Source organism: Glaciecola sp. XM2 (assembly GCF_018595715.1).
Taxonomy (GTDB): Bacteria; Pseudomonadota; Gammaproteobacteria; order Enterobacterales; family Alteromonadaceae; genus Glaciecola.
On the sequence record NZ_JAHEOJ010000021.1, the window covers coordinates 18339 to 41470 of the forward strand.

A 23132-nucleotide genomic window follows, 5' to 3' on the forward strand; every position below is an offset into this window, starting at 1 on the left:
TTAAGTAGAGTATCGGTCAGGCAGAACATAACTTAAGCGTGATATTGAATTGTTTTTTTTGTTTCTAGGCAGGTCAAAGAGAGGGTGTTTCCCCATACATAACCGGTATCGAGGGCGCGCACGTCTGCTTTGCATCCTGGGGAGGCTGGGACTTGACCGAGTAGGGATGCCCAATGGCCGAATAGTAGGGTGTGCTTGTCAGTTAGCGACGGGTTTTCAAACATAAACCAAGGCGCCAGGCCGGTTGGAGCGCTACTCGGGTGACATTTCGTATCAAACTCTAAGGCCATATTTTTTCTGAGATAGCGCATACGAGTGCAGGCATTGACCACAAAGCGGTGCCTATCCATTGTGCTTAGCTTACTTGACCATTTGTCTGGCTCATTCCCGTACATATCTTTGAGGAAGTCGGCAGCAAATTCACCTTGCAGAATTGCCTGCACCTCATTTGATAGTGCAATTGCATCTTTTATTGACCACTTCGGATGAAGGCCAGCGTGGGTGATGAGGGTTTTCTTTGCAGGTTTAACCGCGAGGGGTTTGGTTAAAAGCCAATCGATGATGTTAGAAAACTCTTTGCTATCAATAAGGGGCTTTAACTTATCTTGTGCTTTGGGTTTTTTCAGGCCAAAAGCGATTGCGATTAAATGCAGGTCGTGGTTACCCAATACGGTTTCAAAGTGTGGGCCTAAATCACGACAAAATGAGAGGGTAGAGAGTGAATCAGGGCCTCGGGCAACGAGGTCCCCCACCGCCCAAAGTTTGTCGGCTGCTGGGTCAAAGTCTGCTTTTTTTAAGACTCTCTTCAAAGCGCGATAGCAACCTTGAATATCACCTACTACAAAATTTCTCATGGGTGATTTTTAGTGCAAAGCATGGGGAGTAGCGAGCCTAAAAATAGGAATGTTTGCTTGGTATGTTTGCTCGTTTTCAAGCTCAAACGTATAGTGGCCTTGCATATTACCCACTTCAGTTTTCATGACCGAGGCGCTGGTATACTGATAAGTTTGGTTGGGTGCAATAGTGGGCTGTTCTCCTACTACACCGTCGCCGCTTACTTCTACTTTTTCGCCATCTCCATTAGTGATTAACCAATAACGACTTTTCAGCGTCATAGGCGTTTCGCTTAAATTGGTGATACTAACGGTATAGCTAAACACAAACACATCTTGCTGTGCCTTCCTTTGTTTACCAATAAATTTTGTGTCTACCGCGATGTGAATAGGTTCACTCACCATTTGCCTCATATACATAGTTGGCGATGCGAGCGAACTCGACTAACGATAGTGTCTGTGCTCGACGCTCTGCATCAATATCTAATGTATTTAGGCTAGCTTCGCTAATAAGATTTTTCAAGCTATTGCGAATAGTTTTTCTTCTTTGATTAAATGCCGTCCCTACGGTGAGCTCAAGAGACGATACACTATGCAACTCAACAGGAGGTGTAGCATGTGGGATCAACTGGACAACTGCGGAGTCTACTTTTGGCGCCGGCTTAAACGCTGAGGGCGGAACCATGACTACAGGGGTTGCTGCGCAGTAATACTGTGCCATTACCGACAGTTTTCCATATAGCGAATCACCATCCACTGCACAAAGACGTTTAACCACCTCGAGTTGCAACATAAAGTGCATGTCTTGAATGTGCTCACTGAAGCTAAATAGATGAAACATCAACGGAGTTGATATGTTATAGGGCAGATTGCCAAACACTCTTAGTTTGTCATTCTGCGTTAAGCTAGCAAAATCAAACTTCAGCGCGTCTTGCTCAATTACGTTCAACTTATCTTGAATGAAGGGATGTTCTCTTAATCGTTTTGCTAAATCACGGTCAAGCTCGACCACATGCAAATGCTCAACAAGATTGGCAACCGGCTCTGTGAGCGCTCCTAGACCAGGACCAATCTCTACTAAGTTTTGACCAGGCTTAGGAGCGATAGCAGTCACTATTTGGTCAATTACATATTCGTCAAATAAGAAGTTTTGACCAAAACGCTTACGCGCGGTATGTCCAAGATGCGTTTTGCTCAAAGTCTTTTCTTCGCTAGTTTGATGGCTTTGCTAATAGCGCGTTTCATACTGCCGGTATCCGCTTGTCCAGTGCCCGCGAGGTCGGCGGCGGTTCCATGGTCAACAGAGGTTCGTATAAACGGCAGTCCAAGGGTAATATTGACGGAGTTGCCAAAACCTTTGAATTTTAACACCGGTAGCCCTTGGTCATGGTACATCGCTAATACTGCATCGGCCTTATCTAAGTATTTTGGCTGAAAAATAGTGTCTGCGGGTAAAGGCCCGATGATGTTAAGCCCTTGCGCTCTGAGTATATCGAGGGTAGGCGTAATCACCTGAATTTCTTCTTTGCCCAAATGGCCATCTTCACCTGCATGAGGATTTAAGCCACATACATAAATTGATGGCTGTGCGATGCCAAACTTTAATTTAAGGTCGGTGTTCATGATGCGAATGACTTTTTCTATTCGCTCAGGTGTAATTGCTTTGGAGACGTACGCAAGGGGAATATGTGTGGTGGCCAAGCAGACTCTTAGGCCGTCGGTGGCAAGCATCATAACGACATCTGCAGTATTCGACTGCTGAGCAAAATACTCAGTGTGACCGCTAAACGAAACACCCGCTTTATTAATAATGCCTTTGTGTACAGGTCCTGTCACAACCGCATCAAAATTACCTTGCATATTGGCTTCACAAGCCTGGCGCAGTGTTTCTACTACATATTGTCCGTTTGCGCTATCCAATTGACCAGCAACAACATTGACAGCTGTTGGAATGTGATGAACTATCATTTGTCCGGGTTGTTGCACGTACTCTAGCCCAGGTTCGAAGGTGATAAAATCTACCTGCAATCCCAGTTGCGCCGCGCGAGCTTCAAGCATTTTTTGGTCGGCAAAGATAACAAGCTGAGCTTCCCATTGCTGCTGGCTTAAACAAAGCATTAAGTCTGGACCAATGCCGGCTGGCTCTCCAGGAGTTACGGCAATCCGTATTGATGCAGACATTAATATTCCTTAGCTTTCAATAATTTCAATATAGGCTTGGTCGCGCATCTCTCTTAACCAGGCATCCGTCTCTTCTTGGAATTTACGATTATAGATAAGTTGATATGCGCGGTCTTCCTTGCGCTTTTCTGTGGCATCATCCATTCGACGGTCAATCAGCTGAATTAAGTGCCAACCATGCTGTGAACGAATTGGCATGCTGTATTGGTCTTTGTCGAGTTGTGCAAGTGCTTCTTTAAAGGCAGGCACATAAACATTAGGGTCATTCCAACCCAGCTCACCACCACGAAGCGCCGAGCCAGGATCTTCAGAATACTCTTTTGCTAACGCTTCGAAATCTGCTTCACCTTCTAACAGTTCGGCTCTGAATTCCATAAGCATTTGCTCAGCTTTATTGTCACTTAAAATAATCGATGGCTTAATAAGAATGTGACGAGCGTTGACTTCTTCAACTCTCACGACTTCAACGCCGCGTGTATCTTGAATTTTGAGGATGTGGAAACCTGCGCCAGACCGAATCGGTCCAATCAGCTCACCACTTTCTTTTCCCGCAACCACTTCAGCAAATAGTGTTGGCATAGAGTTGATATTCATCCACCCCATGTCCCCGCCATCTAGCGCTTCAGAGCCTGAAGATGATGCGATTGCTAAGCGCTGAAAGTCAGAACCGTTACCCAATAATTCCAGCACTTTGTCTGCGCGTTCTCTCGCCTCGGTCACTTCATCTGCGTCTGCACTAGACGGAACGCCTATCAGGATATGTCCTAAACGATACTCTGCTTGCTGTTCCCCTTGCTGGTTAATCATTCCCACTAGCACTTCAACTTCTTGTGGCGTGATGTAAATTCTGCGTCTTACGTTGGCGCGTCGCACTTCGCCCATTACCAGTTCCTTGCGAATGGACTCTCTGTAAGTTTCGTATGGGATGCCCTGTGAGGCGATTGCCTGTCTAAATTGCGCAGGTTCAATGCCTTCACTTTGTGCAATGTTTGCAATAGTTTGATCAAGTTGTGGATCGCTGATTTGTATGCCCATGCGTTCCGCCATTTGCGTTTGCAGATTTTCTAATATTAAACGCTCAATTGCTTGCGTTCTTAGTGCTCTATCAGATGGTAGCGTTTGACCGCTGGTGGCAGCGTCTGACTTCACGGTTGTGACAAGCTCATCAATTTCGCTTTCTAATATGACGCCTTGGTCAACGATAACCGATACGCGGTCGAGTAGTTCTTTAGCTTGTAATGAAAAAGCAACACACCATAGTAAGGTGATTAAACTCAGTTTTTTTAATATGTTATTCATAAGTTCTCAAGCATGTAAGGTGTTAATTTAATTATTAATTTAAAACGAAAGGCTGTCTGTAACCAAAGAGGCCCTGACTTAGCATATCAACTTTACCAGAACCGCTGCCAATACCCTTAAAGACGAATTGTAACGCAATTCCAGAATCAAATTCATCTATATCCCGAAATCCATCATTATTGAAGCGAGTTGCTAAATGACGCTGCACAGTTAAACGCAATGCCCAACAGCAGCTTTCATATTCAATGCCAACAAAGCTTTCGGTCGTGCGCGAGCGCTCAAAGTCTCGATAATATCGTCCAACCCAATGCCAATTCTGGCTAATAGGCCAACTTGCAGACACGCCGAATTGATCAATTTTCTCACCAGAGAGCTCTCTAATGTAGCGATGGTTCAATTGGATAAGTCTATTTTCGTCTAAACGATATTCTGTCGAGAAACTGCTGCGCTCGACTTTATTGGTTTGATTTCCAAGTTGAATATCAGAGTGTAAAAACCAATTTTGGTTCACTCTCCAGTCAACTTCTGCTGCAATTGCGGAGCGATTATCATCGCGTTGGCTAGATTGTAACTTGGCGTCATCTAAATATAAGATTTGACCGACGCTAGCGACCAGTAGCTCGCGGTTGTTATTATCAATAATGCGAGTGGTAGCGCCGAGCGTAAATTGGTTATTGTCGTTGATACGATCTAGGCCTGTAAATTCTTGGCCGCGGAAAATATTAGAGAACGTTGTCAGCAATTCAGTGGTGTCATACAGGCCAATGTTGGATTGGTCTTGATAACTGGTATACAAGTACTGTGCTTTTGGCTCAAACGTGATCATGTATTGATCATTTGCTACGTCCTGTGGGCGCTCAAATATTAAAGAGCCATACAATCTAGCTTGGCCAAGTGTTCGGTCAACGGTTTCTTCCAACACAGTTGTGCTTGGCTCAACAATGTCTTGATTATAGTAAGTATGCAACACACTCACCTGTGCTAGCAGCTCTCCCCAGGCGCGCTGGTAAGGAATACTTAAAGAAGGCTCGACATGTAAGCGAAATGCGTCGGGCCTCTGATCTAAACGATTATCAAAATACGCCATCTCGGATTTTACATCGAACTCAAGCCAATCATTTAATGCGGTTGAGTAACCCAATTTTGCTTCAGGTAACGCACGATAGTTATCGTCAAAATTTCCGATGGTGGTGAAATCACGGATAAACATTGAAAAGTCTAGTGAGTCGCTAAAATAGCTAAGGCCTGCTTGACGATAGAGATGAGTGTCGGCTTGATTATAATAATCGGAGCGCAAGTCGACGATGTAGTTGTTATCGCTAATGTCGCTGATATCTGCGGTAACTGACCAGTTTTCGCTAAGTTTACCTTTGTGGCTTAAGCGATAAAAATAGCGAGGCTCATCCAAGTCGGTGTCAATATCGTTGGCTAAATATTCTAATTGAAGTTCGCCGCTGTGTTGCTCGGTTAAATAACGCCATTCATTTTTGAGTTGTAAACCCCGGTTGGTCATAAACCGCGTGGAAATGGTTGTGTCTATGTTGGGTGCAATATTCCAATAAAAGGGTTGCTCATATTCTATCCCTGTGCTGCTAGTACTGCCGATTTCTGGAAACAAGAAACCTGTTTGACGTTCGGTGGTAATTGGAAACGCAAAGTAGGGTAGATAAAATACAGGTACATCTGCGATGTAAAAGCGAGTGTGCTTTGCCTCACCGAAGGGTTTTCCTTTGCGAATCGCAATTTCAGATGCTTGTATGCGCCAGTCTTCACCGCCTTTAGGGCAAGTAGTGAAAGATACATCTTCCAAAATGACGCCCTGCTCGGTGGAGATGGATAACAAGTTTGCCCCACCTCGACCGTTAATGCCTCTGATTTTATAGTCGGTAGATTGCAATTGCAGTAATTCAAGCTCTGCATTTGCCTCTATTCCTAAGCTTTCAACCTGAAGCAACTCGTCGGTATATATAACATCGCCACTTGCCACGATTGTGCGGCCATTTTCTCTCAGATTTGCGCTGTCTGCTTGAATGATGGAATCTCGAGTTTTAATCACAACATTGCCTTCGAACACTGCAAGCTCATCTTTGATAATTTGGGCGGCGTCTGAAGTGACTTCTATTGTACCATCAGCAATTTTAGGTGGGGTAAAATCAAAGCTTTGCACCTCGCAGACAAGCTGTCCGTGTGCATGTGCTGCGCACAAACCTGCGCTTAAAATTAACCCTATTTTTGCTATTTTCATTCACACTTCATGGTTGGAGAGAATATCGAATCAGTGACATTCTGATAGTGCACAGATTTTAAAGGGTAAACAAAGAAAACCCAAGGTTAAAAACATAAAAAGCGCGAAAAACTCTTATTTAAGGTATTTTTTTATGCAAAACCCTTTAAACTAGCGGTTATCTTTTAATAATTCATTGTTATATCACTAACTGTTTATGGGATATTCAGGAAAAATAATTGGTGTCTTAGTGGGCATGGCAATCTTTCGATTACCAGGCGCACTGCTTGGCTTAATTGTCGGTCATCTATTTGATGTTTACTACGCCCAAGACTTTTCTCGGCAGGGCGGGTTTGCGCGTTTCTTTTCATCAAAAGAGAATATCCAAAAAGATGCTGTTTTTTTCCATGCCTTGTTTTCAGCCTTTGGACATGTATGTAAAGCCGACGGCAAAGTCACTTCAGATGAAATTAAAGTTGCCTCCAAATTAATGGATGATATGGGCTTAGCCGGCGACATAAGACTGGAGGCACAGCAGGCCTTTCGAGAAGGTAAAGAGCGAGATTTTCCGCTTACCGACATGCTAAAAGGGTTTCGCGAACATGCCCATGGAAGAACTGACATCCTACAAGTTTTCATTGAAATTCTTATTGCTGCGGCATTCGCAGACGGTCGTTTAACCGAGCCTGAAATTCGTATACTACAAAAAGTAGCGCTTGGTCTCGGTTTTAGTCAAGTTGACTTGCAGTTTATGATCACGCGTTTTGAGGCTGCGCAACGATTTAGGCAGGGAAGCGGGTTTCATCAACGCCAGTCAGGGCAAAAAAGACAATATAATCAAGAGTATAACAAGGCTAGTGCACTAAACGATGCTTACAAAATATTAGGTGTTAGCGCAAATCAACCTGACATAGAAGTAAAAAGAGCATATAAAAAGCTCATGGCACAGCATCATCCCGACAAACTTGCATCGAAAGGGTTACCACAACAAGCCCTCGAAATGGCAAATAAGCGCACTCAAGAAATTCAGTCTGCGTACGAGCTAATCAAAGAACAGCGCGGCATTTAAGAGAGCATGTCAACCAAGCAAGGTGCAATTGAAACGAAAGCGAAGGGATCCCTTTGCGCCGCAAATCTTGCATGCATATCAGCATTTATTGACATGCTGTGGTTAGAGAAGGGGCTGAGTAAAAATACCGCTAGTGCCTATCAAACCGATCTTATGAAGTTTGCTTTGTACTGCGAATCGATTGGTGTACCTTGCATCCTCGAGTGCACTATAAAACATGTTCAATCTTATCTTTCCAATCGCCTCGAAAAAGGGCTCTCTCAGCGTTCTACAGCGCGATTTCTAAGCAGTGCGAGAGCGTTTTATCGCTATCAAATTGCATTAGGTACATGTTCAAAAAACCCTATTGATGACGTAAGTAACCCTAAGTTACCTAGCTATCTACCGGATACCTTATCGGAGCATCAGGTAGATTTACTTCTCGATGCGCCAAACAACAGCGATGCGGTGCAAATGCGGGATAAGGCCATGCTTGAACTTCTGTATGCAACAGGGTTGCGTGTGAGTGAGTTGGTCAACTTACAAATGCATGAAATTGGCATGTTGCAGGGAGTAATAAGAGTGACCGGTAAAGGCGGCAAGGAGCGTCTAGTACCAATGGGTGAGCATGCAAGTGAACACCTTCAGCTCTACTTGAAAAACGCGAGACCCGAGTTGATGAACACTCCCACAAATACGGTATTTCCCAGCAAGCGGGGGTTGACCATGACCCGTCAGACGTTTTGGCATCGAATAAAGTTTTATGCAAAAGTCGCGGGGATTCATGCGAAGCTGTCTCCGCATACCCTGCGTCATGCATTTGCAACGCATCTTTTAAATCATGGAGCCGATTTACGCGTAGTGCAAATGTTGTTGGGGCATTCAGATCTATCTACCACGCAAATTTATACGCATGTCGCCACTCAGCGCTTGCAAATTCTAGTGAAAAAACATCATCCGAGGGGATAGTACGCTAAGCCCCATATGCCATTTGAGTATGCTCAAACATACATTTAGAAATAAAAATACCTATCTTTTTCATCATAAAAGCGATTTTATTCGTATACTTACACAACATCATTCAAAAATTGATTGGCGACAGCCATATTTTTGAAATTATTATCACTAAATTCAGGTCATATCGATTCGATATGTCAATTTTGGAAGTTTTATATGTCACAACGATTTACCGCTCGCCGGTTTACAGCCCTCGTCGCAGCTTTTGTTGCATTGATTTTTAGCAGCACTTTATTTGCTCAACAAGACAATGAAGATTTAGCATTAACGCTTGGCGTGAAATTGCAGCTACGCATTGATTCGGTAGCAAACTCACCAGTACCGGGCTTACTAGAATTGTATACCGATCGTGGTTTGTTCTATGCCAGTGAAGATGGCGAGTACTTCTTGCAAGCGAGAGTGTACAACGTAGCCGACGGTATAGTTGATGTTACTGAAGAGTCGTTAAAGAAAATGCGCTTGGATGGTATTGGCCAATTTGCCGATTCTGCGATTGAGTTTACAGCAGAAAATGAGAAGTATGTCATTCATGTCTTTACCGACGCGACATGTGGATATTGCAGAAAGCTACATAATGAAATTGATCAAATCAACGACTTGGGGATCACCGTGAGATATTTGTCCTTCCCACGCGCTGGGATTAACAGCCAAGTATATTTGGATGCAGTCTCGATTTGGTGTTCTGAAAATCCACAAGAAGCTATTACAAAAGCTAAAGCCGGTGAACAAGTTGCGGATGCTTCATGCGCAAACAAAGTCTCTGAGCAATTTAGCTTTGGCCAGAAAATTGGCGTAAATGGCACGCCTAATATCGTACTGCCCGATGGTTCAGTTGTACCTGGTTATCAGCCGGCCAAACAGCTAGAACTTGCATTGCAGGCGATGAACTAAGCTTCTATTAACAGGGCCCTTACCACTAAGCGGTATTTGGATTGTAAAGTGGTACTGTTAAATGGATAACACGTTATAAGGGTGAGCGCATCGACCTGCGTTTGCGCTAACACCCCTGTTTGGTCTTGTCGAACAACGAGAACTTCAGAGACTCGATACGATTTTAATTGATTGATTGTTTCGAGCTTGATGATGTCTCCGGTCTCTATCTTTGCCAACTTCGCAAAATGCGTGTCGTTATGACCTGAAATCACACTATTTCCTTTTTCATCAAGTGGTGCGCTTTGACTCAATAAGCTTGGCCCAAATGCTAAGTTTCGGCCGCTTTCCCCGGATAAAATAAACTGCCGTTGCGATTTAAAGTGCAATACGCCAATGACTTCCGTGTCGGCCCAATGCCATGGTGCAACCGGCTTTTTTGTCTGCATTGCTTGCTGCCATGCTTCATGCATCAACCACTGAGCTACAGCTGCTTTACCTTGAATATACCCGCCTTTTGCAATCAGCAATAAACTCACCACTAGCAATACACAAGGAGCCAAGCGCTGCAGTTGCGCGAGTATGGCGGCTTTGGAAAACCTCACGTTAACGCTTGTCATCTTAAGCGCTTCTGTCATTTGACAGCCGCTTCGTTGCGAACGCCACAACCAATAGCACTAGTCCATAAAACAATAGCATTACCGAATGAGTGGCGGTTTGTGGTAACTGCACGGAGGCCGCTATCCATTGTTTTCGCTGTTCACTTAATTGCTTGGCTTGAACCGCGAGTTGCTCCAAGAGCTCTTGGGATGGGCGCGTAACTTGGTCATCAATTGCCAGCAAGCTGGTGTATTTGCTGACCAGTTTATGGGCAAGGGCGGTCTCAGTAATCTCTTGCTTGGTAAAGGTTTGAAGGGCCAAGCGTTCCTCACCTTCCGCTGCACTGGTATGAAGGGTGCGAGAGAGCTGTCGAATCTTTTCATAAGCCCACTGTTGCGTCAGCCCTGCATTTGGCTTGGCGCTCTTGGCGGGCAACTGGCTTTGCCAAAGCATGGGGGTAGAGGCATTCTTTGTAAGCGATTTATACCAATGAGCTTGAATGCTTATTCGTGCTTGGGTGTCAGCATTGTACTCTCGGCGATAGACCAATGTAAGCGGCTCACCTGCATAAGCGTCGGGCACTATTTTGGGGTAAACTTCTAATACATCGGTTGCTGGTATCGCATTCATGCTAAGCTCAATATTGGTAAGGGCGGGACGTTGAATTTTCTTGAGTAAAGTCGTCATTTTTTCATCAACTTGTGCAATGTCCCCAATAAATGTGAACGTGCCTTTACCTGCACTTGCAGCCTCGGTCATAAAATAGGTGTTTGGTGCACTTCCAATACCAATGGTAAATAAGCGTGCTTCATTTAGCTCCTTACTAATCATTTGCAAAATCTGCGCTTCATTGGTCACACTTCCATCTGTTATAAAAACAATTTGCTGCAAAAGATGGGAGGTGTCTGTTTGATTGCTCGCGTGTTGTAATGAAAAGGCGAGGGTCAGCGCATCAGCTATTTCGGTGCCACCGCTCGCTTGTAACATAGATATAAACGCAATGGCCTGCTGTTTATTTTCAGCGCTGGCAAATTGTGCTGATTGCCATAAGTTTTGCGCCCGGCTATTAAACTCAATCACATTAAAAGATTCATGTGCTTCTAAGGCCTTTATACCCGTTACAAGGGCTGCTTTTGCCTGTGAAATAGCATCTCCTACCATAGAGCCAGAGGTGTCGAGGATAAACGTTATATTGCGTGCGAATTGCGTTTTTGGCGTTTGCGGAGGCACAATTTGAATAAGACCATATTGATAACCACCTATATTTTGCGTTAAATGAATCGCCTGTGGCGCTGCAGGTTGGTCAAGTTCCCACGTCAGCACAAATTCCTCAGGAGGATGTATCGCTTTACTGTCTAATGTGACGCGATAGCCCTTATCTTCAGCGCGCCGAGTATTGATTGCATGATGTTCACTGACAATGTTTTGTAACGCCGTACCCATATTGATATCCACATTAATGCGAAGTTCTCCATGAGTTGCAAGACGTGTCTTATCGTTCATCGTCATGCTGGTTATAGCTTGGGCAGTGGTCTTGTCATCTTGTATGGTATGCGGCGTATATCGGGGTGTAATCGATGTAGGGATACGTAATTGGTAGCGCTTGTTGTCTAAGTGCAAGACTTGTTGGTACTCAATTTTGACTTCAATTGTTGATTGTGGGGCTATATTGGCAATTTTATTGATGAACATATTAGGTCGTAACTGATTCACTAGGCTAGCGCTCTTGCCATCTCGTTGGGCTTGTTTAAACGACTTTTCTGCTTGCTGTTTTTCTGTAATCACTCCCTCAATAGTTCTATTGCCTATGCGCATAAGCATCGCATCTACAACGGCATCATGCGGTAAGGGGAAAATGTAGGTACCTTGTTGCCATGTAGCCGTTGTATTGGTGAACGTTTGTGTAACGCGAGTGCGCACAATATTACCCGTAACCTGGACATCAAACTGACTATCTTGCATCGGGGTATCAATGTAGTGCGACTGCTCGTTTTCACTGGCCACTTCAAAAAACAATCCTGCCGTACCCGCTTGGTAGATGTTCTGGACAAGGGAGTGTTGTTCGCCAGTATTGAATAAGGCATTAATTTGGTTGTTTGGCCCACTCTCGCGAAGCTGCAAAGAGTCGCCTGCTGATGTATCACGTGCTTCAAGCGTTCTAAAAATATCGCTTGGGTTCAAGAACAGTTGCAGTAGGCCAACAATGGCCACTGCAACAATTAACACGCTTCCTTTTTGAAAAGGTGACATGTTGTTTTCCTTAGTTAGAGGCTGAAAGAGATGCTTTTTTCGTTAATAGTTTTACGGTAACTCGGCGGTCAAAAAACAACGCTTCGTGTGATGTATATCCGGCGTTTCCCAAGTCTGCATTTTCTGCGTTGGTTAGCTCAGCGAATGAAGCTTGTTCACCTTGTGCAAGCGTGAAAATTTGTGAAGGGTCAACGTTTTGCTTAAGCAAATAGCTTTTCACTGAATCAGCTCTTTGCTGCGAAAGTGCTTTGTTGTACTGAGAGTCACCTCTGATATCTGCAAACCCGGTTAACTGCACTTTTAAACTTGGATACTGATTAAGTAAGCCTGCCATGCTGTTTAACTGTCCTTTAAAGGTATCTTCAATATCAAAAGAAGCGGTTTTAAACTGCACGTTAGACTCAAGACTTGGTAAATCGTACATCCACTCAGTAGCCGCTTTAGTGTCAAAACTGGCGAGTTGCATCATTTGAGATTGCTCAAGCTCAACGTATTGGCGCTGTAGGGCGAGAAAATCGTTTTGTTGTGTGGTTAACGCTTGATTGGCGCTTAGTAATTGGTATTCACTGTGCTCGAGTGCGTCATGTTGATTCATATCATTTGAAATCAAAATCCCAAGAATGGCGCCAATAACGCTACCGATAGGGCCCCCTACTAATGCGCCTGTTGTTGCGCCAGCGCCAAATCCGATTAAATCGCGTTGTGTGTTGTCTGCCTTCACCGATACAGGGGCAGTCTGCTCACTATTATTGGTTTGTGCTTGTGCATATTTTGCGTTAATTCCAGTGAGTGCGATTGCTACAGCAGTAGCGATAAGTACTTTTTTCATAATATTTCCTTTGATGTCGTTTGAGGTTAATTGAAACTGTGTTGGTTCAATGAGGTCTATTAAACAAGGCAAAAACGACAATCAAAGGGGGTAAATATGGCAATCTAGCGAGCAATTGTGGCGAAAAAATGGAAATTGGGGCAATACACTTTCGTCGCTAGGAAAATTCGATATAGTGTAGGACCAAAGTAACAAGCACTTATTGCTGCGATAATAGAGTGAATAATAAATGCCCAAAAAGATTGCGTTAGTGGAGGATGATCTAGCATTGCGCGAAAACTATGTAGCTGCGTTGAGCAAGCAAGGCTATCTCGTGCATGCATATGAGACACGTCCGCAGGCTGAGCAAGCTTTTGCAAAGCAGTTGCCCGACTTAGCAATTATCGATATTGGCTTGCGCGATGAGATAGATGGCGGCTTTGCTTTGTGTCAGCAACTTAGAGGTTTATCGAAAACCTTACCCATTATTTTTTTTACCGCCAGGGATAACGACTACGATACAATTTGTGCTTTACGTATGGGGGCAGATGACTACCTCACCAAAGACATTAGCTTACCTCACCTGCTTGCGCGCATCGCGGCGCTGTTTCGCCGAAACGATTTGCTGTCACAACCGCAAAAAGCATCAGACATTGTGCAAAATGGCCCGCTGAGTATGGATGCAAACCGCATGACAGTTACCTGGCACAACACAGCTGTTGAATTAACAGTCACAGAGTTTTGGATGCTCTTTGCTATTGCTAAATATGCTGGGCATGTAAAGAGCCGGCAGCAATTAATGGACGAGTCTAAGATGGTCGTAGACGATACGACGATTACTTCCCACATCAAGCGCATCCGCAAAAAGTTTATGCAAATAGACGCGGAATTTGATTGCATTGAGACCGTCTATGGCATGGGCTACCGTTGGAAGTCAGTATAGTGGGTGAGAGCATATGAAAAAGTGGGCGGTTGGGATCCGCACAAAGCTACTGCTGTTTTCGTCCTTTCTTTTGGTTATCCCTTATTTAGGGTATCAGTTTGTATGGGAACTGGAGACTTACCTTCGCATTGGACAAGAGCAAACGCTAGTCGGCACTGCTCGAGCGGTAGCGACTGCCCTGCATGAGCGCCCTGCCTTATTTAATAATCAATCAGCCTTCTTATCGAATGTACGACCGGGCAAAGATTTATACGCGCATCGCATTGCATATCCTATTCAGCTAGACGGCAGGTTGTCGGATTGGCAAGATTATCAAGATTTAATGATTGATTATGGTAGTGAAAACTTAATTGAGCAGTCTCAGGTGTATAGGCCGCAGAGCTTAAACTTTAAGCACATGGTTGGCCAGTTTGATAAGTATTTATATGCCATGTTTGAGGTCACCGATGACAGCGTGCTCTATCGACCACAAAACGCGTTAAGAATTGATAGAAACGACTACGTACAAATTGCATTGATTAACGCACAAGGGGAGTTCAATCGATTTGCCATAGCGCCATATGGCCCCGGATGGGTGAACGCATTCCGCCTAGATGAACATGCTGAAGGCATCACGCCACTCGGTTTAGAACGAGCCATTCAGGGCCAATGGCGCGAAACGGACACCGGCTACATCCTTGAGCTGCGTTTTCCACTGAGTATGCTCTCGAGCAATATCGCTTTCGCCATTACCGACGTCGACGACCCGAATGACCGGCGGGCGGCTTATGTGATGGGTACCGCGGATCCGGCAACTTCTGATGACTTAGGCACGGTGCTTATTCCCTCTCCTAATATCGAGCGAATTATTAAAGGTTTAAAATATTCTAACGCTCGAGTGTGGGTGGTTGATAAGCATATGCGCGTGCTCGCGCGCTCGGGCGATATTCAACAATCAGCAGGGGTTGCAGAAACGAGAAGCTCTACCACTGCGACACAAACAGGATGGTTTGCTCGTTTTGAACACAGCGTGTTAAAGCCACTTTATTATCGTATTCTTACTCGCCCGCCGAATGAATTTATTGATGATTTGGCAGACGCATTTGCATTGCAAGGACAAGACATTGCCAATGCCTTACAAGGTGCTCCTGATACGCTTTGGCGTTTAAGCCCAGACAACAAAGCGGTAATTTTATCGGCTGCTCACCCTATATTCATAGACGGTGATGTCATGGGGGCGGTGGTCGTTGAACAAACCACCCATGGCATTCGAACGCTACGAAACCAAGCTTTGGAAAAACAGTTTAACTTCATCCTTGCGGTAATGCTTTTAGGGGTGGCATCGTTGTTTTTAATCGCATCACGTATATCCACTCGCATTCGCAGATTACGCGATAATACCGAGTCAGCCATTGATGCCAACGGTAAAATTATTGGCGAAATCGAAGTATCTCGCTCGAGTGACGAAATTGGCGATTTGTCGCGCAGCTTTCAGCATGTTTTGACTAAGCTTACTCAATACAATCACTATTTAGAAAATATGGCATCTCGCCTTTCCCACGAACTGCGCACGCCAGTGGCGGTGGTCAATTCATCACTAGATAATTTGATGATTGACCCTGATGCTAAAGACCGTCACATATATGTTGAGCGAGCGAAGCAGGGTATTTCACGGCTAAGTAAAATCTTAAATAGCATGAGTGAAGCCACGCGTCTTGAAGAGGCGATAAAGCGTTCAGAACATGAGAACTTTGTGTTAAACGATGTACTTAAAGGTTGTGTTGAGGGCTTTGGTATGACGCATCCTGATACGCAATATGTGTTAGAGAATAACCTTCAAAACGCCGCCTTGGCAGGTTCACCAGAGCTTTTTGCGCAAATGTTAGACAAGGTCTTGAGCAATGCAACAGAGTTCTGTGAAATCGGCCACCCAATCTCCATTCGTGTGTTTGAAAAAGATAAGCGTTTGGCGATATCTATTTCCAATAGGGGCCCTTTATTGCCGGCGAATATGCAGCAGCAATTACTGGAATCGATGGTGTCTGTAAGAGCAAGTAATGACGCAGAATCTTCTCATTTGGGACTAGGGCTGTTTATTGCCAATATGATTGTTCAGTACCATCATGGCAAACTGAGCATTGATAACTTACCCGATCATACCGGCGTGATAGTGCTGATGATGTTTGACAAGCAATAAGCACTTTCTATGGGTTTACAGTAACGCTGGTTAACAACGCGAGTGCACTTTACTTTTTCACCGGCTTGAACAATAGTCAGTACATAACGCAAAAATAGGGACGAAAATATGGCCACTTTGATCATATCGGTATTGTTAGTGATTAACGCATTGGTGTTAGGGCTAAGCGCCTTTTGGGCGGGCACGATATGGCTTTTGCTACTCTCTCTTCCCTTGCTGATAATAGCGATTCACGACGCATTACAGACCAAGCATGCGCTATGGCGTAACTTCCCTCTAATTGCTCGCGGGCGTTGGTTTATGGAAGAAATTAGACCATTCGTGCAGCAGTATTTAATAGAGTCTGAAACCGGTGGTACGCCTATCAGCAGAATGTTTAGAAACATTGTGTATCAGCGTGCTAAAGACAACCGAGATAGTGTGCCATTTGGCACACAGGTGGATACGTATAAGTCAGGTTACGAGTGGATTGGACATTCAATTTCGGCGCTCAACGTAAAAGAAGTGAACTGCCAACCTCGTATTATGGTGGGAGGAAAGCATTGTACCCAGCCTTACCAGGCTAGCATTTTAAATATTTCAGCGATGAGCTATGGCTCGCTTAGTCAAACGGCTCTGCAAGCATTAAACAAAGGCGCAGCGCTCGGAGGTTTCTATCATAATACTGGAGAGGGAGGGATCAGCTGTTTTCATCAACAGCACGGTGGAGATTTAGTCTGGCAAATCGGAACTGGCTATTTTGGTTGCAGAAACAAAGACGGCACATTTAACCCAGAAATCTTTGCGAAGAATGCCACACAGGCACAGGTAAAGATGATCGAAATAAAGCTTTCTCAAGGGGCTAAGCCTGGTCATGGTGGTATCTTACCTGCAGGTAAAAACACCCCCGAAATAGCAAAAATTCGAGGTGTTGAACCAGGCACCCAAGTGGACTCCCCCCCGTTTCATTCTGCGTTTACCACTCCCTTAGAATTAGTAGAATTTGTCCAAACATTGCGCACTCTTTCTGGCGGAAAACCGGTTGGGATAAAGCTCGCAATTGGCCGGAAAAGTGAGTTTATGGCAATTTGTAAAGCGATGGTTGAGCTCGACAACGGGCCCGATTTTATTACCGTTGATGGTGGAGAGGGCGGCACTGGGGCTGCACCTTTAGAGTATTCAAATTCCATTGGCTCGCCTCTGCGAGAGGCGCTTTCTTTCGTTGATGACGCCCTTACCGGTTTTGGTTTGCGTGAAAACGTGAAGCTGATTGCTAGTGGTAAAATTATTTCGGGTTTTCATATTGTGAAAAACTTAGCCATTGGCGCCGATATTTGCAACAGTGCGAGAGGTATGATGTTGGCGTTAGGGTGCGTGCAGTCTTTAAGCTGTAATACTAACCGCTGTCCTACCGGAGTTGCGACCCAAGACCCTAAGTTGTTCAGAGGTCTTGCCGTGCCAGAAAAGTCTGAGCGGGTGTACAAGTTTCAAAAGAAAACAGTCTTTGCTGCAGTAGACATTATGTCTTCTGCTGGCATCAAGTCACCCGATGAAGTGAACCGTACGCATATCTTCAGACGCGTAAATCAAGAGCAAGTAAAGCGTTATGATGAGATTTTCCCGCTGGTTAAGCCCGGATGCTTCCTCACGGATAATATACCTAAATGCTATGCCTTAGACCTAGCTGAATCGAGTGCAAGGAGCTTTATGCCGGCAGCTCAGTTAAGTGAAATCGATAGTAAAATGCACGCACTTAATTAACGGCTAAAGCACTTTCGAGTGTAGGTTGATGGCAAAAAATGCGGTACTCTATAGCCAGCGAAAAATAACTACACTAATGATGACATCGTGCTAATTGAACAAAGAGAGCTTGCGAGCGACACTCCCTTAGATCCGGCTCTGCCCCCCATTCTTGACCGCTTGCTACGCTTGCGCGGCATCACCAAAGCAGAGCAAACCAATACCAAGGCATCTGCGCTTCTACATTATTCTCAATTAAAAGGCGTAGATGTAGCGGCGCAGGTGTTAGCGAATGCGATACAAAACCAGCTCAATATTTGTATTGTTGGCGATTTTGATGCAGATGGTGCAACAAGTACTGCCTTGTGTATGCACGTGCTAGACGCGCTAGGTCATAAAAACTGTCAGTTTATCGTGCCTAATCGCTTCGATTTTGGTTATGGATTGACAGAGCCGGTGGTTGATATGGCACATCAGCAAGGCGCTCAGCTGATTGTGACAGTGGACAATGGTATTTCAAGTATCGATGGCGTTGCTCACGCAAAATCCCTTGGCATGCAAGTAGTCGTAACGGATCATCACTTGCCTGGCAGTCAGGTGCCTAACGCGGATGCGATAGTCAATCCGAATCAGGCTGGATGTGGGTTCGCTTCTAAGCACCTAGCGGGCGTAGGCGTCGCCTTTTATGTAATGTCTGCGTTAAAAGCGACACTTACCAGTCTTGATTATTTTGCCAAAACGGGAATTGCTGCTCCCAACCTAGCTAACTTTTTAGATATTGTCGCATTAGGCACCGTGGCAGATGTGGTGCCGCTTGACCAGAATAATCGAATACTGGTGCATCAAGGGTTGCAACGCATTCGCAGTCGTAAAACCCAACCAGGGATTTTGGCACTGCTAAAAGTAGCCGGGAGAGATCCCGCGCGCTTGGCATCTAGTGACCTAGGCTTTGTACTAGGTCCGCGTTTAAATGCCGCAGGACGCCTTCAAGATATGTCGGTAGGTATCAATTGTTTAATGGCAAAAGACCCAAGCGTCGCCCTATCCTTAGCAGCTGAACTTGATAAATTAAACAAAGAGCGGCGCGAAATTGAACAAGACATGCAAGTTGCCGCGCAGCAGTCTTTAGATAAATTGTCTATCAATGATGCATCCTTGCCGCAAGGTATTGCGTTGTATGAAAGTGACTATCATCAGGGCGTAGTGGGCATTCTGGCGGGTAGAATTAAAGAGAAATACTTTAAGCCTACGGTTGCGTTTGCAGATGAAAATGAAAGCACTATCAAAGGCTCTGCGCGCTCGATTCCGGGCGTGCACATGCGCGACCTGCTCGAACGCATTCATACGCTTCACCCAGGTTTAATCATTAAGTTCGGTGGTCACGCAATGGCGGCAGGATTATCTTTGTCCAAAGCCCGATATACCGAGTTTAAGACGGCCTTTGAAAAGCAATGTGCTGAGGCTTTGGCAGGTCTGCCGGTAGCCAATACCTTACTCTCTGATGGTGCACTGGAGGCACCGAGTATCTCCCTAGATACCGCGTGGTTACTAAAACTTTCTATGCCCTGGGGACAGCAGTTTGAAGAGCCCTTGTTTGATGATGTGTTTGAACTCATTGAGCATCGAATTGTGGGCGAAAAGCATTTAAAGCTCTTGGTAAAAAAAGATGGCAATATGCTTGATGCAATAGCGTTTAACATTGATTTATCGCTGTGGCCAAACGTCAATTGCCGCCGCGTGCACTTAGCTTACCGTCTTGATATTAATGAGTTTCGCGGGCAAGTGTCTGTGCAGCTAATCGTCTCTGCGTTAGCGCCTGCCTGATGGGATGGTAAATAGATGGCAAAACTCCAAGCCAGAGGATATGTACTGCATACTCGTGCGTACCGAGAAACTAGCGTTATTGTTGAGTTTTTTACACCACAATTTGGGCGCATCAGTGCGGTGGCCAAAGGCGCTAGAGGAAGCGGGAAGTCAGATAGAAAGAGCTTGCTTCAACCGTTACAATTATTGTCATTCGAACTTGCCGGGCGCAGTCAGTTAAAAAATCTAGGAATAGCAGAAGCAATTAGAAACCCTTGGCCGCTTCGAGGTAACTGTTTGTACAGCGCATTTTATATGAATGAGTTGCTCATGCGAGCCTTGCCAGAAACCGAGCCGGTGAGTCTGTTGTTTGAGCAATATCAAAGCAGTTTAGAGCACTTAGCAAGTCTGTCTGAAAATGATTCGCTTGTTAATATTGAACCGGTTTTACGAAGTTTTGAGCTGATGTTATTGCAAGAATTAGGCTACTTACCCGATTTAGCTCATGATGCGCAAACCGGTGAACACATTGATGCAAATCAGCATTACACTTTTATCGCCGAACAAGGGTTTTTGCCATGCCCATCGACGCAAGCCTATGCAATACAAGGTACAGACCTTATTGCCATTGAGGCGAGAGAGTTCACGCCCAGTGCCCGCAAAACAGCTAAACACATCTGTAGACAAGCCTTACTGCCAATAATTGGTGACAAGCCGCTTAAATCAAGAGAGCTATTTTTGTCACACACCGGTCAGTAGGCGTTATACTATGCACATAAATTACATGTGAATGAAGTGAGACTCACCCAATGCAGGACATTTTTTTAGGCGTAAATATTGATCATATTGCCACGCTTCGCAACGCCAGAGGTACCAACTATCCTTCGGTTGTGCATGCAGCGGATGTTGCCGAACGCGCCGGAGCCGACGGTATTACAGTACATTTAAGAGAAGACCGTCGCCATATCAAAGATAACGATGTGTTCTTGCTCAAGCAAACTATCAATACACGTTTAAACCTAGAAATGGCCGTAACCGATGAAATGCTTGCTATCGCTGCAAAAGTAGCGCCTGAATTTTGTTGTTTAGTGCCAGAAAAGCGCGAAGAGTTAACCACCGAAGGGGGTTTAGATGTCGTGGGTAATTTAGCTAAAATTACCGACGCTTGTGCGCAATTGAAAGCGCAAAATACACAAGCATCGCTTTTTATTGACGCCGATGAAGCACAAATTGAAGCCAGTGTTGAAGCTGGCGCGCCATATATCGAAATACATACCGGTCAATACGCAGAAGCTCGTGACGAGCATCAAGCTGAATATGAACTCAACAAGTTAATTACCGGAATAGAGTATGCTACTCGCTTAGGACTGAAAGTTAATGCGGGTCACGGCTTACACTATCATAACGTAAAACCCATTGCCGCAATCCCTCAGCTAATCGAACTAAATATTGGGCATGCAATCATCGCCCGTGCGGCATTTGATGGCCTAGATAAGGCAGTACGAGATATGCGTGCTTTGATGCAAGAAGCACGACTTGGCCTTGTGAATACTCGCTAATGATTGTAGGGATTGGCACCGATTTAGTCGAAATTTCGCGCATTGCCAAGGCGCTTGAAAAGTCGAACGCCTTAGCCAAACGTGTTTTAACACCCGCTGAATGGTCGGAGTTTGAAAAAAGCACTGACAAACCTCGTTATCTTGCTAAAAAGTTTGCCAGCAAAGAAGCTACTGTAAAAGCCATTGGAACAGGGATTGGTAACGGTATGGGATGGCAACACATAGAAATATCGCATGATGAACGTGGAAAACCCATGTTAAATGCACTTGGCGCGTTTAAAAAATGGTGTAGTGATAATAATGTCACCGAGCTTCACCTGAGTATTGCTGATGAACAAGCCTATGCGACGGCCTTTGTTGTGATTGAAGGTGGGGGCGTGCAGTAGACGATGGTGCAGTTTTATAAGTCAAAAAAGCCATCGTCTGGAAAATCTAATCCTCACGCTACGCTTGCCAGTAAACCCCTAAGCATTGATGTGCTAGACCAACATGCCAATGGCATTGCACTGTCAACCAAACCAATCACCATAGTGCCTAGAACGCTTCCTGGCGAGCAAGTCAGCGTTGTTAGGGTGAAGGGGAGCAAAAAAGTCCAACATGCTAAGTTATGTTCGGTCGAGGTCGCCAGTAAGATTCGACAACGGCCTCAATGCCCATATTATGAGCAATGCGGCGGATGTGCCATACAACATGCTAGCGCAAGGGATGGACTAAATCTCAAACTGCAGGCTCTTACTCGTTATATTGAGACACAGGTGAATGTGATGCAGAGCGCTTGGCTGGCTCCAATTTTGTCACAAATTGATTATGACTCGCTAGAGGGGGAGCTTGGATATCGCCGTCGGGTAAAATTTGCAATCGATGCGCGCAATGAGCAAAACGTTAAAATTGGTTATCGAAAATCGCAGTCAAATGAGGTGGTTGATATAGAGCGCTGTGCCATTTTGAGCTCATCATTGCGTGATAAATCTGCCGCAGTAATTGCTTTTCTCAAGCAATTTAATAGCCTTTCTCGCGTTGGACATTTGCAGTTGACACAAACTCACAATGGAGTGGTAGTGGATGTTTACCTTAGCCATTCTATAAGCGCGTCACAGTTAAATGCACTCGCTAAGATGAGTGATGAATGTCATGTTCGAGTCATTGTTTCATTAAAGCAAAAAGTATTGCTCGACCAAGGTATAGAACATGCTGAGCTTGTCATTAAAGATTACAATCATGTCGCTCTAGCGCTTGAGAACAATCACTTTATTCAGGTCAATCAGCCTGTGAATGCTAAAATGATTGCGCAAGCAATTGCGCTTTTAAAACCTGCACGCGGTCAACGCGTACATGATTTTTTCTGTGGCATCGGTAACTTTTCACTCGCTTTAGCCGCTGGCGGGGCCCAGGTGATTGGTTATGAAGTAGAAGCGAAAATGGTTGAGCAGGCGCGCATCAACGCCCAGAGCAATGAGCTTGAAAATGTTGAGTTCAATTGTGCCGATTTATCGCACCCGGCGACGTTAAATAATCTCGATATTCGCAGTACAGATTTGGTATTACTTGATCCTGCTAGAGCCGGAGCGCAGCAGTTGTGTGAATACTTTGTCAAAACGCCCGTGCAACACATCCTATATGTTTCTTGTAATAGCAATACCTTGATAAGAGATTTGAAAATTTTACAACCTCGCTATAAAGTAATGGCTATTGGAGCGCTGGATATGTTTCCTTTCACACAACATCTTGAGAGTATGGTTTTACTGACCGTTGCGTAAAACCTGGAGCTTTGAAGAAAGGCTTTTACTCACATAATTACGGTT

20 protein-coding genes are annotated in these 23132 nt (G+C 44.8%); 11 read left to right on the plus strand and 9 right to left on the minus strand.

All coding sequences use genetic code 11. The features are described 5' to 3' along the window. Positions 1–32: 32 nt before the first annotated feature. Genes KJ365_RS09185 through KJ365_RS09210 form a run of 6 tightly spaced genes read right to left on the minus strand, consistent with a single transcriptional unit; the run spans position 33 to position 6558 of the window. The gene (locus KJ365_RS09185) at positions 33–854 is read right to left on the minus strand and encodes a symmetrical bis(5'-nucleosyl)-tetraphosphatase (protein WP_214451360.1); all 822 of its coding nucleotides are present in this window, start codon (positions 852–854) and stop codon (positions 33–35) included. A 9-nt stretch (positions 855–863) separates the two neighbouring features. Then, entirely contained in the window at positions 864–1235 is a 372-nt protein-coding gene (gene apaG / locus KJ365_RS09190) for a Co2+/Mg2+ efflux facilitator ApaG/CorD (protein WP_352109371.1), read from the minus strand. After that, positions 1228–2031, minus strand: coding sequence for a 16S rRNA (adenine(1518)-N(6)/adenine(1519)-N(6))-dimethyltransferase RsmA (gene rsmA / locus KJ365_RS09195; RefSeq protein WP_214451362.1), 804 nt, complete (start codon positions 2029–2031; stop codon positions 1228–1230). Before rsmA ends, apaG begins: the two co-directional genes overlap by 8 nt. Then, positions 2028–3014, minus strand: a complete 987-nt coding sequence (gene pdxA / locus KJ365_RS09200) for a 4-hydroxythreonine-4-phosphate dehydrogenase PdxA (protein ID WP_214451363.1) — start codon at positions 3012–3014, stop codon at positions 2028–2030. Before pdxA ends, rsmA begins: the two co-directional genes overlap by 4 nt. 9 nt (positions 3015–3023) lie before the next feature. Then, the gene (gene surA / locus KJ365_RS09205) at positions 3024–4313 is read right to left on the minus strand and encodes a peptidylprolyl isomerase SurA (protein ID WP_214451364.1); all 1290 of its coding nucleotides are present in this window, start codon (positions 4311–4313) and stop codon (positions 3024–3026) included. Between the two features lie 34 nt (positions 4314–4347). Beyond that, complete coding sequence (locus tag KJ365_RS09210) at positions 4348–6558, minus strand: LPS-assembly protein LptD (protein ID WP_214451365.1); 2211 nt, start codon at positions 6556–6558, stop codon at positions 4348–4350. A 196-nt stretch (positions 6559–6754) separates the two neighbouring features. Here KJ365_RS09210 and djlA point away from each other — a divergent pair, with 196 nt between their 5' ends. The 3 genes from djlA to KJ365_RS09225 all read left to right on the plus strand — a co-directional run bounded on the left by djlA (position 6755) and on the right by KJ365_RS09225 (position 9493). Further along, positions 6755–7606 carry a co-chaperone DjlA gene (gene djlA, locus KJ365_RS09215; protein WP_214451366.1) on the plus strand — a complete coding sequence of 284 codons (852 nt, stop codon included), beginning with the start codon at positions 6755–6757 and terminating at the stop codon, positions 7604–7606. A 6-nt stretch (positions 7607–7612) separates the two neighbouring features. Continuing rightward, entirely contained in the window at positions 7613–8554 is a 942-nt protein-coding gene (gene xerD / locus KJ365_RS09220; RefSeq protein WP_214451367.1) for a site-specific tyrosine recombinase XerD, read from the plus strand. Between the two features lie 204 nt (positions 8555–8758). Continuing rightward, positions 8759–9493, plus strand: coding sequence for a thioredoxin fold domain-containing protein (locus KJ365_RS09225; RefSeq protein WP_214451368.1), 735 nt, complete (start codon positions 8759–8761; stop codon positions 9491–9493). Here KJ365_RS09225 and KJ365_RS09230 read toward each other — a convergent pair. Genes KJ365_RS09230 through pdsO form a run of 3 tightly spaced genes read right to left on the minus strand, consistent with a single transcriptional unit; the run spans position 9490 to position 13151 of the window. Beyond that, positions 9490–10110 (minus strand): class GN sortase, encoded by a 621-nt coding sequence (locus tag KJ365_RS09230; protein WP_214451369.1) that lies wholly within the window; start codon positions 10108–10110, stop codon positions 9490–9492. The genes KJ365_RS09225 and KJ365_RS09230 overlap by 4 nt on opposite strands. Continuing rightward, on the minus strand, positions 10094–12322 hold the full coding sequence (locus tag KJ365_RS09235) for a marine proteobacterial sortase target protein (RefSeq protein WP_214451370.1): 2229 nt from the start codon (positions 12320–12322) through the stop codon (positions 10094–10096). The genes KJ365_RS09230 and KJ365_RS09235 overlap by 17 nt, the downstream gene beginning before the upstream one ends. 10 nt (positions 12323–12332) lie before the next feature. After that, positions 12333–13151, minus strand: a complete 819-nt coding sequence (gene pdsO, locus KJ365_RS09240) for a sortase-associated OmpA-like protein PdsO (RefSeq protein ID WP_214451371.1) — start codon at positions 13149–13151, stop codon at positions 12333–12335. Positions 13152–13380: 229 nt separating this feature from the next. Here pdsO and pdsR point away from each other — a divergent pair, with 229 nt between their 5' ends. The 8 genes from pdsR (at position 13381) to rlmD (ending at position 23087) form a co-directional block, all read left to right on the plus strand. Continuing rightward, a complete protein-coding gene (gene pdsR, locus KJ365_RS09245; protein ID WP_214451372.1) occupies positions 13381–14073 on the plus strand; it encodes a proteobacterial dedicated sortase system response regulator in 693 nt (230 codons plus the stop codon). Positions 14074–14086: 13 nt separating this feature from the next. After that, positions 14087–16249: a proteobacterial dedicated sortase system histidine kinase gene (gene pdsS / locus KJ365_RS09250; RefSeq protein ID WP_214451373.1), complete on the plus strand. Its 2163-nt coding sequence runs from the start codon at positions 14087–14089 to the stop codon at positions 16247–16249. Positions 16250–16357: 108 nt separating this feature from the next. Next, positions 16358–17989, plus strand: coding sequence for an FMN-binding glutamate synthase family protein (locus tag KJ365_RS09255; RefSeq protein ID WP_214451374.1), 1632 nt, complete (start codon positions 16358–16360; stop codon positions 17987–17989). A gap of 87 nt (positions 17990–18076) precedes the next feature. Then, the gene (recJ, locus tag KJ365_RS09260) at positions 18077–19792 is read left to right on the plus strand and encodes a single-stranded-DNA-specific exonuclease RecJ (protein WP_214451375.1); all 1716 of its coding nucleotides are present in this window, start codon (positions 18077–18079) and stop codon (positions 19790–19792) included. A 15-nt stretch (positions 19793–19807) separates the two neighbouring features. Beyond that, complete coding sequence (gene recO, locus KJ365_RS09265) at positions 19808–20530, plus strand: DNA repair protein RecO (RefSeq protein ID WP_214451376.1); 723 nt, start codon at positions 19808–19810, stop codon at positions 20528–20530. 50 nt (positions 20531–20580) lie between these two features. Further along, the gene (gene pdxJ / locus KJ365_RS09270; protein ID WP_214451377.1) at positions 20581–21330 is read left to right on the plus strand and encodes a pyridoxine 5'-phosphate synthase; all 750 of its coding nucleotides are present in this window, start codon (positions 20581–20583) and stop codon (positions 21328–21330) included. Continuing rightward, positions 21330–21716, plus strand: coding sequence for a holo-ACP synthase (gene acpS, locus KJ365_RS09275; RefSeq protein WP_214451378.1), 387 nt, complete (start codon positions 21330–21332; stop codon positions 21714–21716). The genes pdxJ and acpS overlap by 1 nt, the downstream gene beginning before the upstream one ends. Positions 21717–21719: 3 nt before the next feature. After that, entirely contained in the window at positions 21720–23087 is a 1368-nt protein-coding gene (gene rlmD / locus KJ365_RS09280) for a 23S rRNA (uracil(1939)-C(5))-methyltransferase RlmD (protein ID WP_214451379.1), read from the plus strand. The last annotated feature ends 45 nt before the right edge of the window (positions 23088–23132 follow it).

Excerpts from the sequence above, each read along its gene's own strand:
- KJ365_RS09185 (WP_214451360.1), bottom strand. The coding sequence starts at position 854 with ATGAGAAATTTTGTAGTAGGTGATATTCAAGGTTGCTATCGCGCTTTG.
- pdxA (WP_214451363.1), bottom strand. The coding sequence starts at position 3,014 with ATGTCTGCATCAATACGGATTGCCGTAACTCCTGGAGAGCCAGCCGGC.
- surA (WP_214451364.1), bottom strand. The coding sequence starts at position 4,313 with ATGAATAACATATTAAAAAAACTGAGTTTAATCACCTTACTATGGTGT.
- KJ365_RS09210 (WP_214451365.1), bottom strand. The coding sequence starts at position 6,558 with ATGAAAATAGCAAAAATAGGGTTAATTTTAAGCGCAGGTTTGTGCGCA.
- djlA (WP_214451366.1), top strand. The coding sequence starts at position 6,755 with ATGGGATATTCAGGAAAAATAATTGGTGTCTTAGTGGGCATGGCAATC.
- xerD (WP_214451367.1), top strand. The coding sequence starts at position 7,613 with ATGTCAACCAAGCAAGGTGCAATTGAAACGAAAGCGAAGGGATCCCTT.
- KJ365_RS09225 (WP_214451368.1), top strand. The coding sequence starts at position 8,759 with ATGTCACAACGATTTACCGCTCGCCGGTTTACAGCCCTCGTCGCAGCT.
- KJ365_RS09230 (WP_214451369.1), bottom strand. The coding sequence starts at position 10,110 with ATGACAGAAGCGCTTAAGATGACAAGCGTTAACGTGAGGTTTTCCAAA.
- KJ365_RS09235 (WP_214451370.1), bottom strand. The coding sequence starts at position 12,322 with ATGTCACCTTTTCAAAAAGGAAGCGTGTTAATTGTTGCAGTGGCCATT.
- pdsO (WP_214451371.1), bottom strand. The coding sequence starts at position 13,151 with ATGAAAAAAGTACTTATCGCTACTGCTGTAGCAATCGCACTCACTGGA.
- pdsR (WP_214451372.1), top strand. The coding sequence starts at position 13,381 with ATGCCCAAAAAGATTGCGTTAGTGGAGGATGATCTAGCATTGCGCGAA.
- pdsS (WP_214451373.1), top strand. The coding sequence starts at position 14,087 with ATGAAAAAGTGGGCGGTTGGGATCCGCACAAAGCTACTGCTGTTTTCG.
- KJ365_RS09255 (WP_214451374.1), top strand. The coding sequence starts at position 16,358 with ATGGCCACTTTGATCATATCGGTATTGTTAGTGATTAACGCATTGGTG.
- recO (WP_214451376.1), top strand. The coding sequence starts at position 19,808 with ATGGCAAAACTCCAAGCCAGAGGATATGTACTGCATACTCGTGCGTAC.
- pdxJ (WP_214451377.1), top strand. The coding sequence starts at position 20,581 with ATGCAGGACATTTTTTTAGGCGTAAATATTGATCATATTGCCACGCTT.
- acpS (WP_214451378.1), top strand. The coding sequence starts at position 21,330 with ATGATTGTAGGGATTGGCACCGATTTAGTCGAAATTTCGCGCATTGCC.
- rlmD (WP_214451379.1), top strand. The coding sequence starts at position 21,720 with ATGGTGCAGTTTTATAAGTCAAAAAAGCCATCGTCTGGAAAATCTAAT.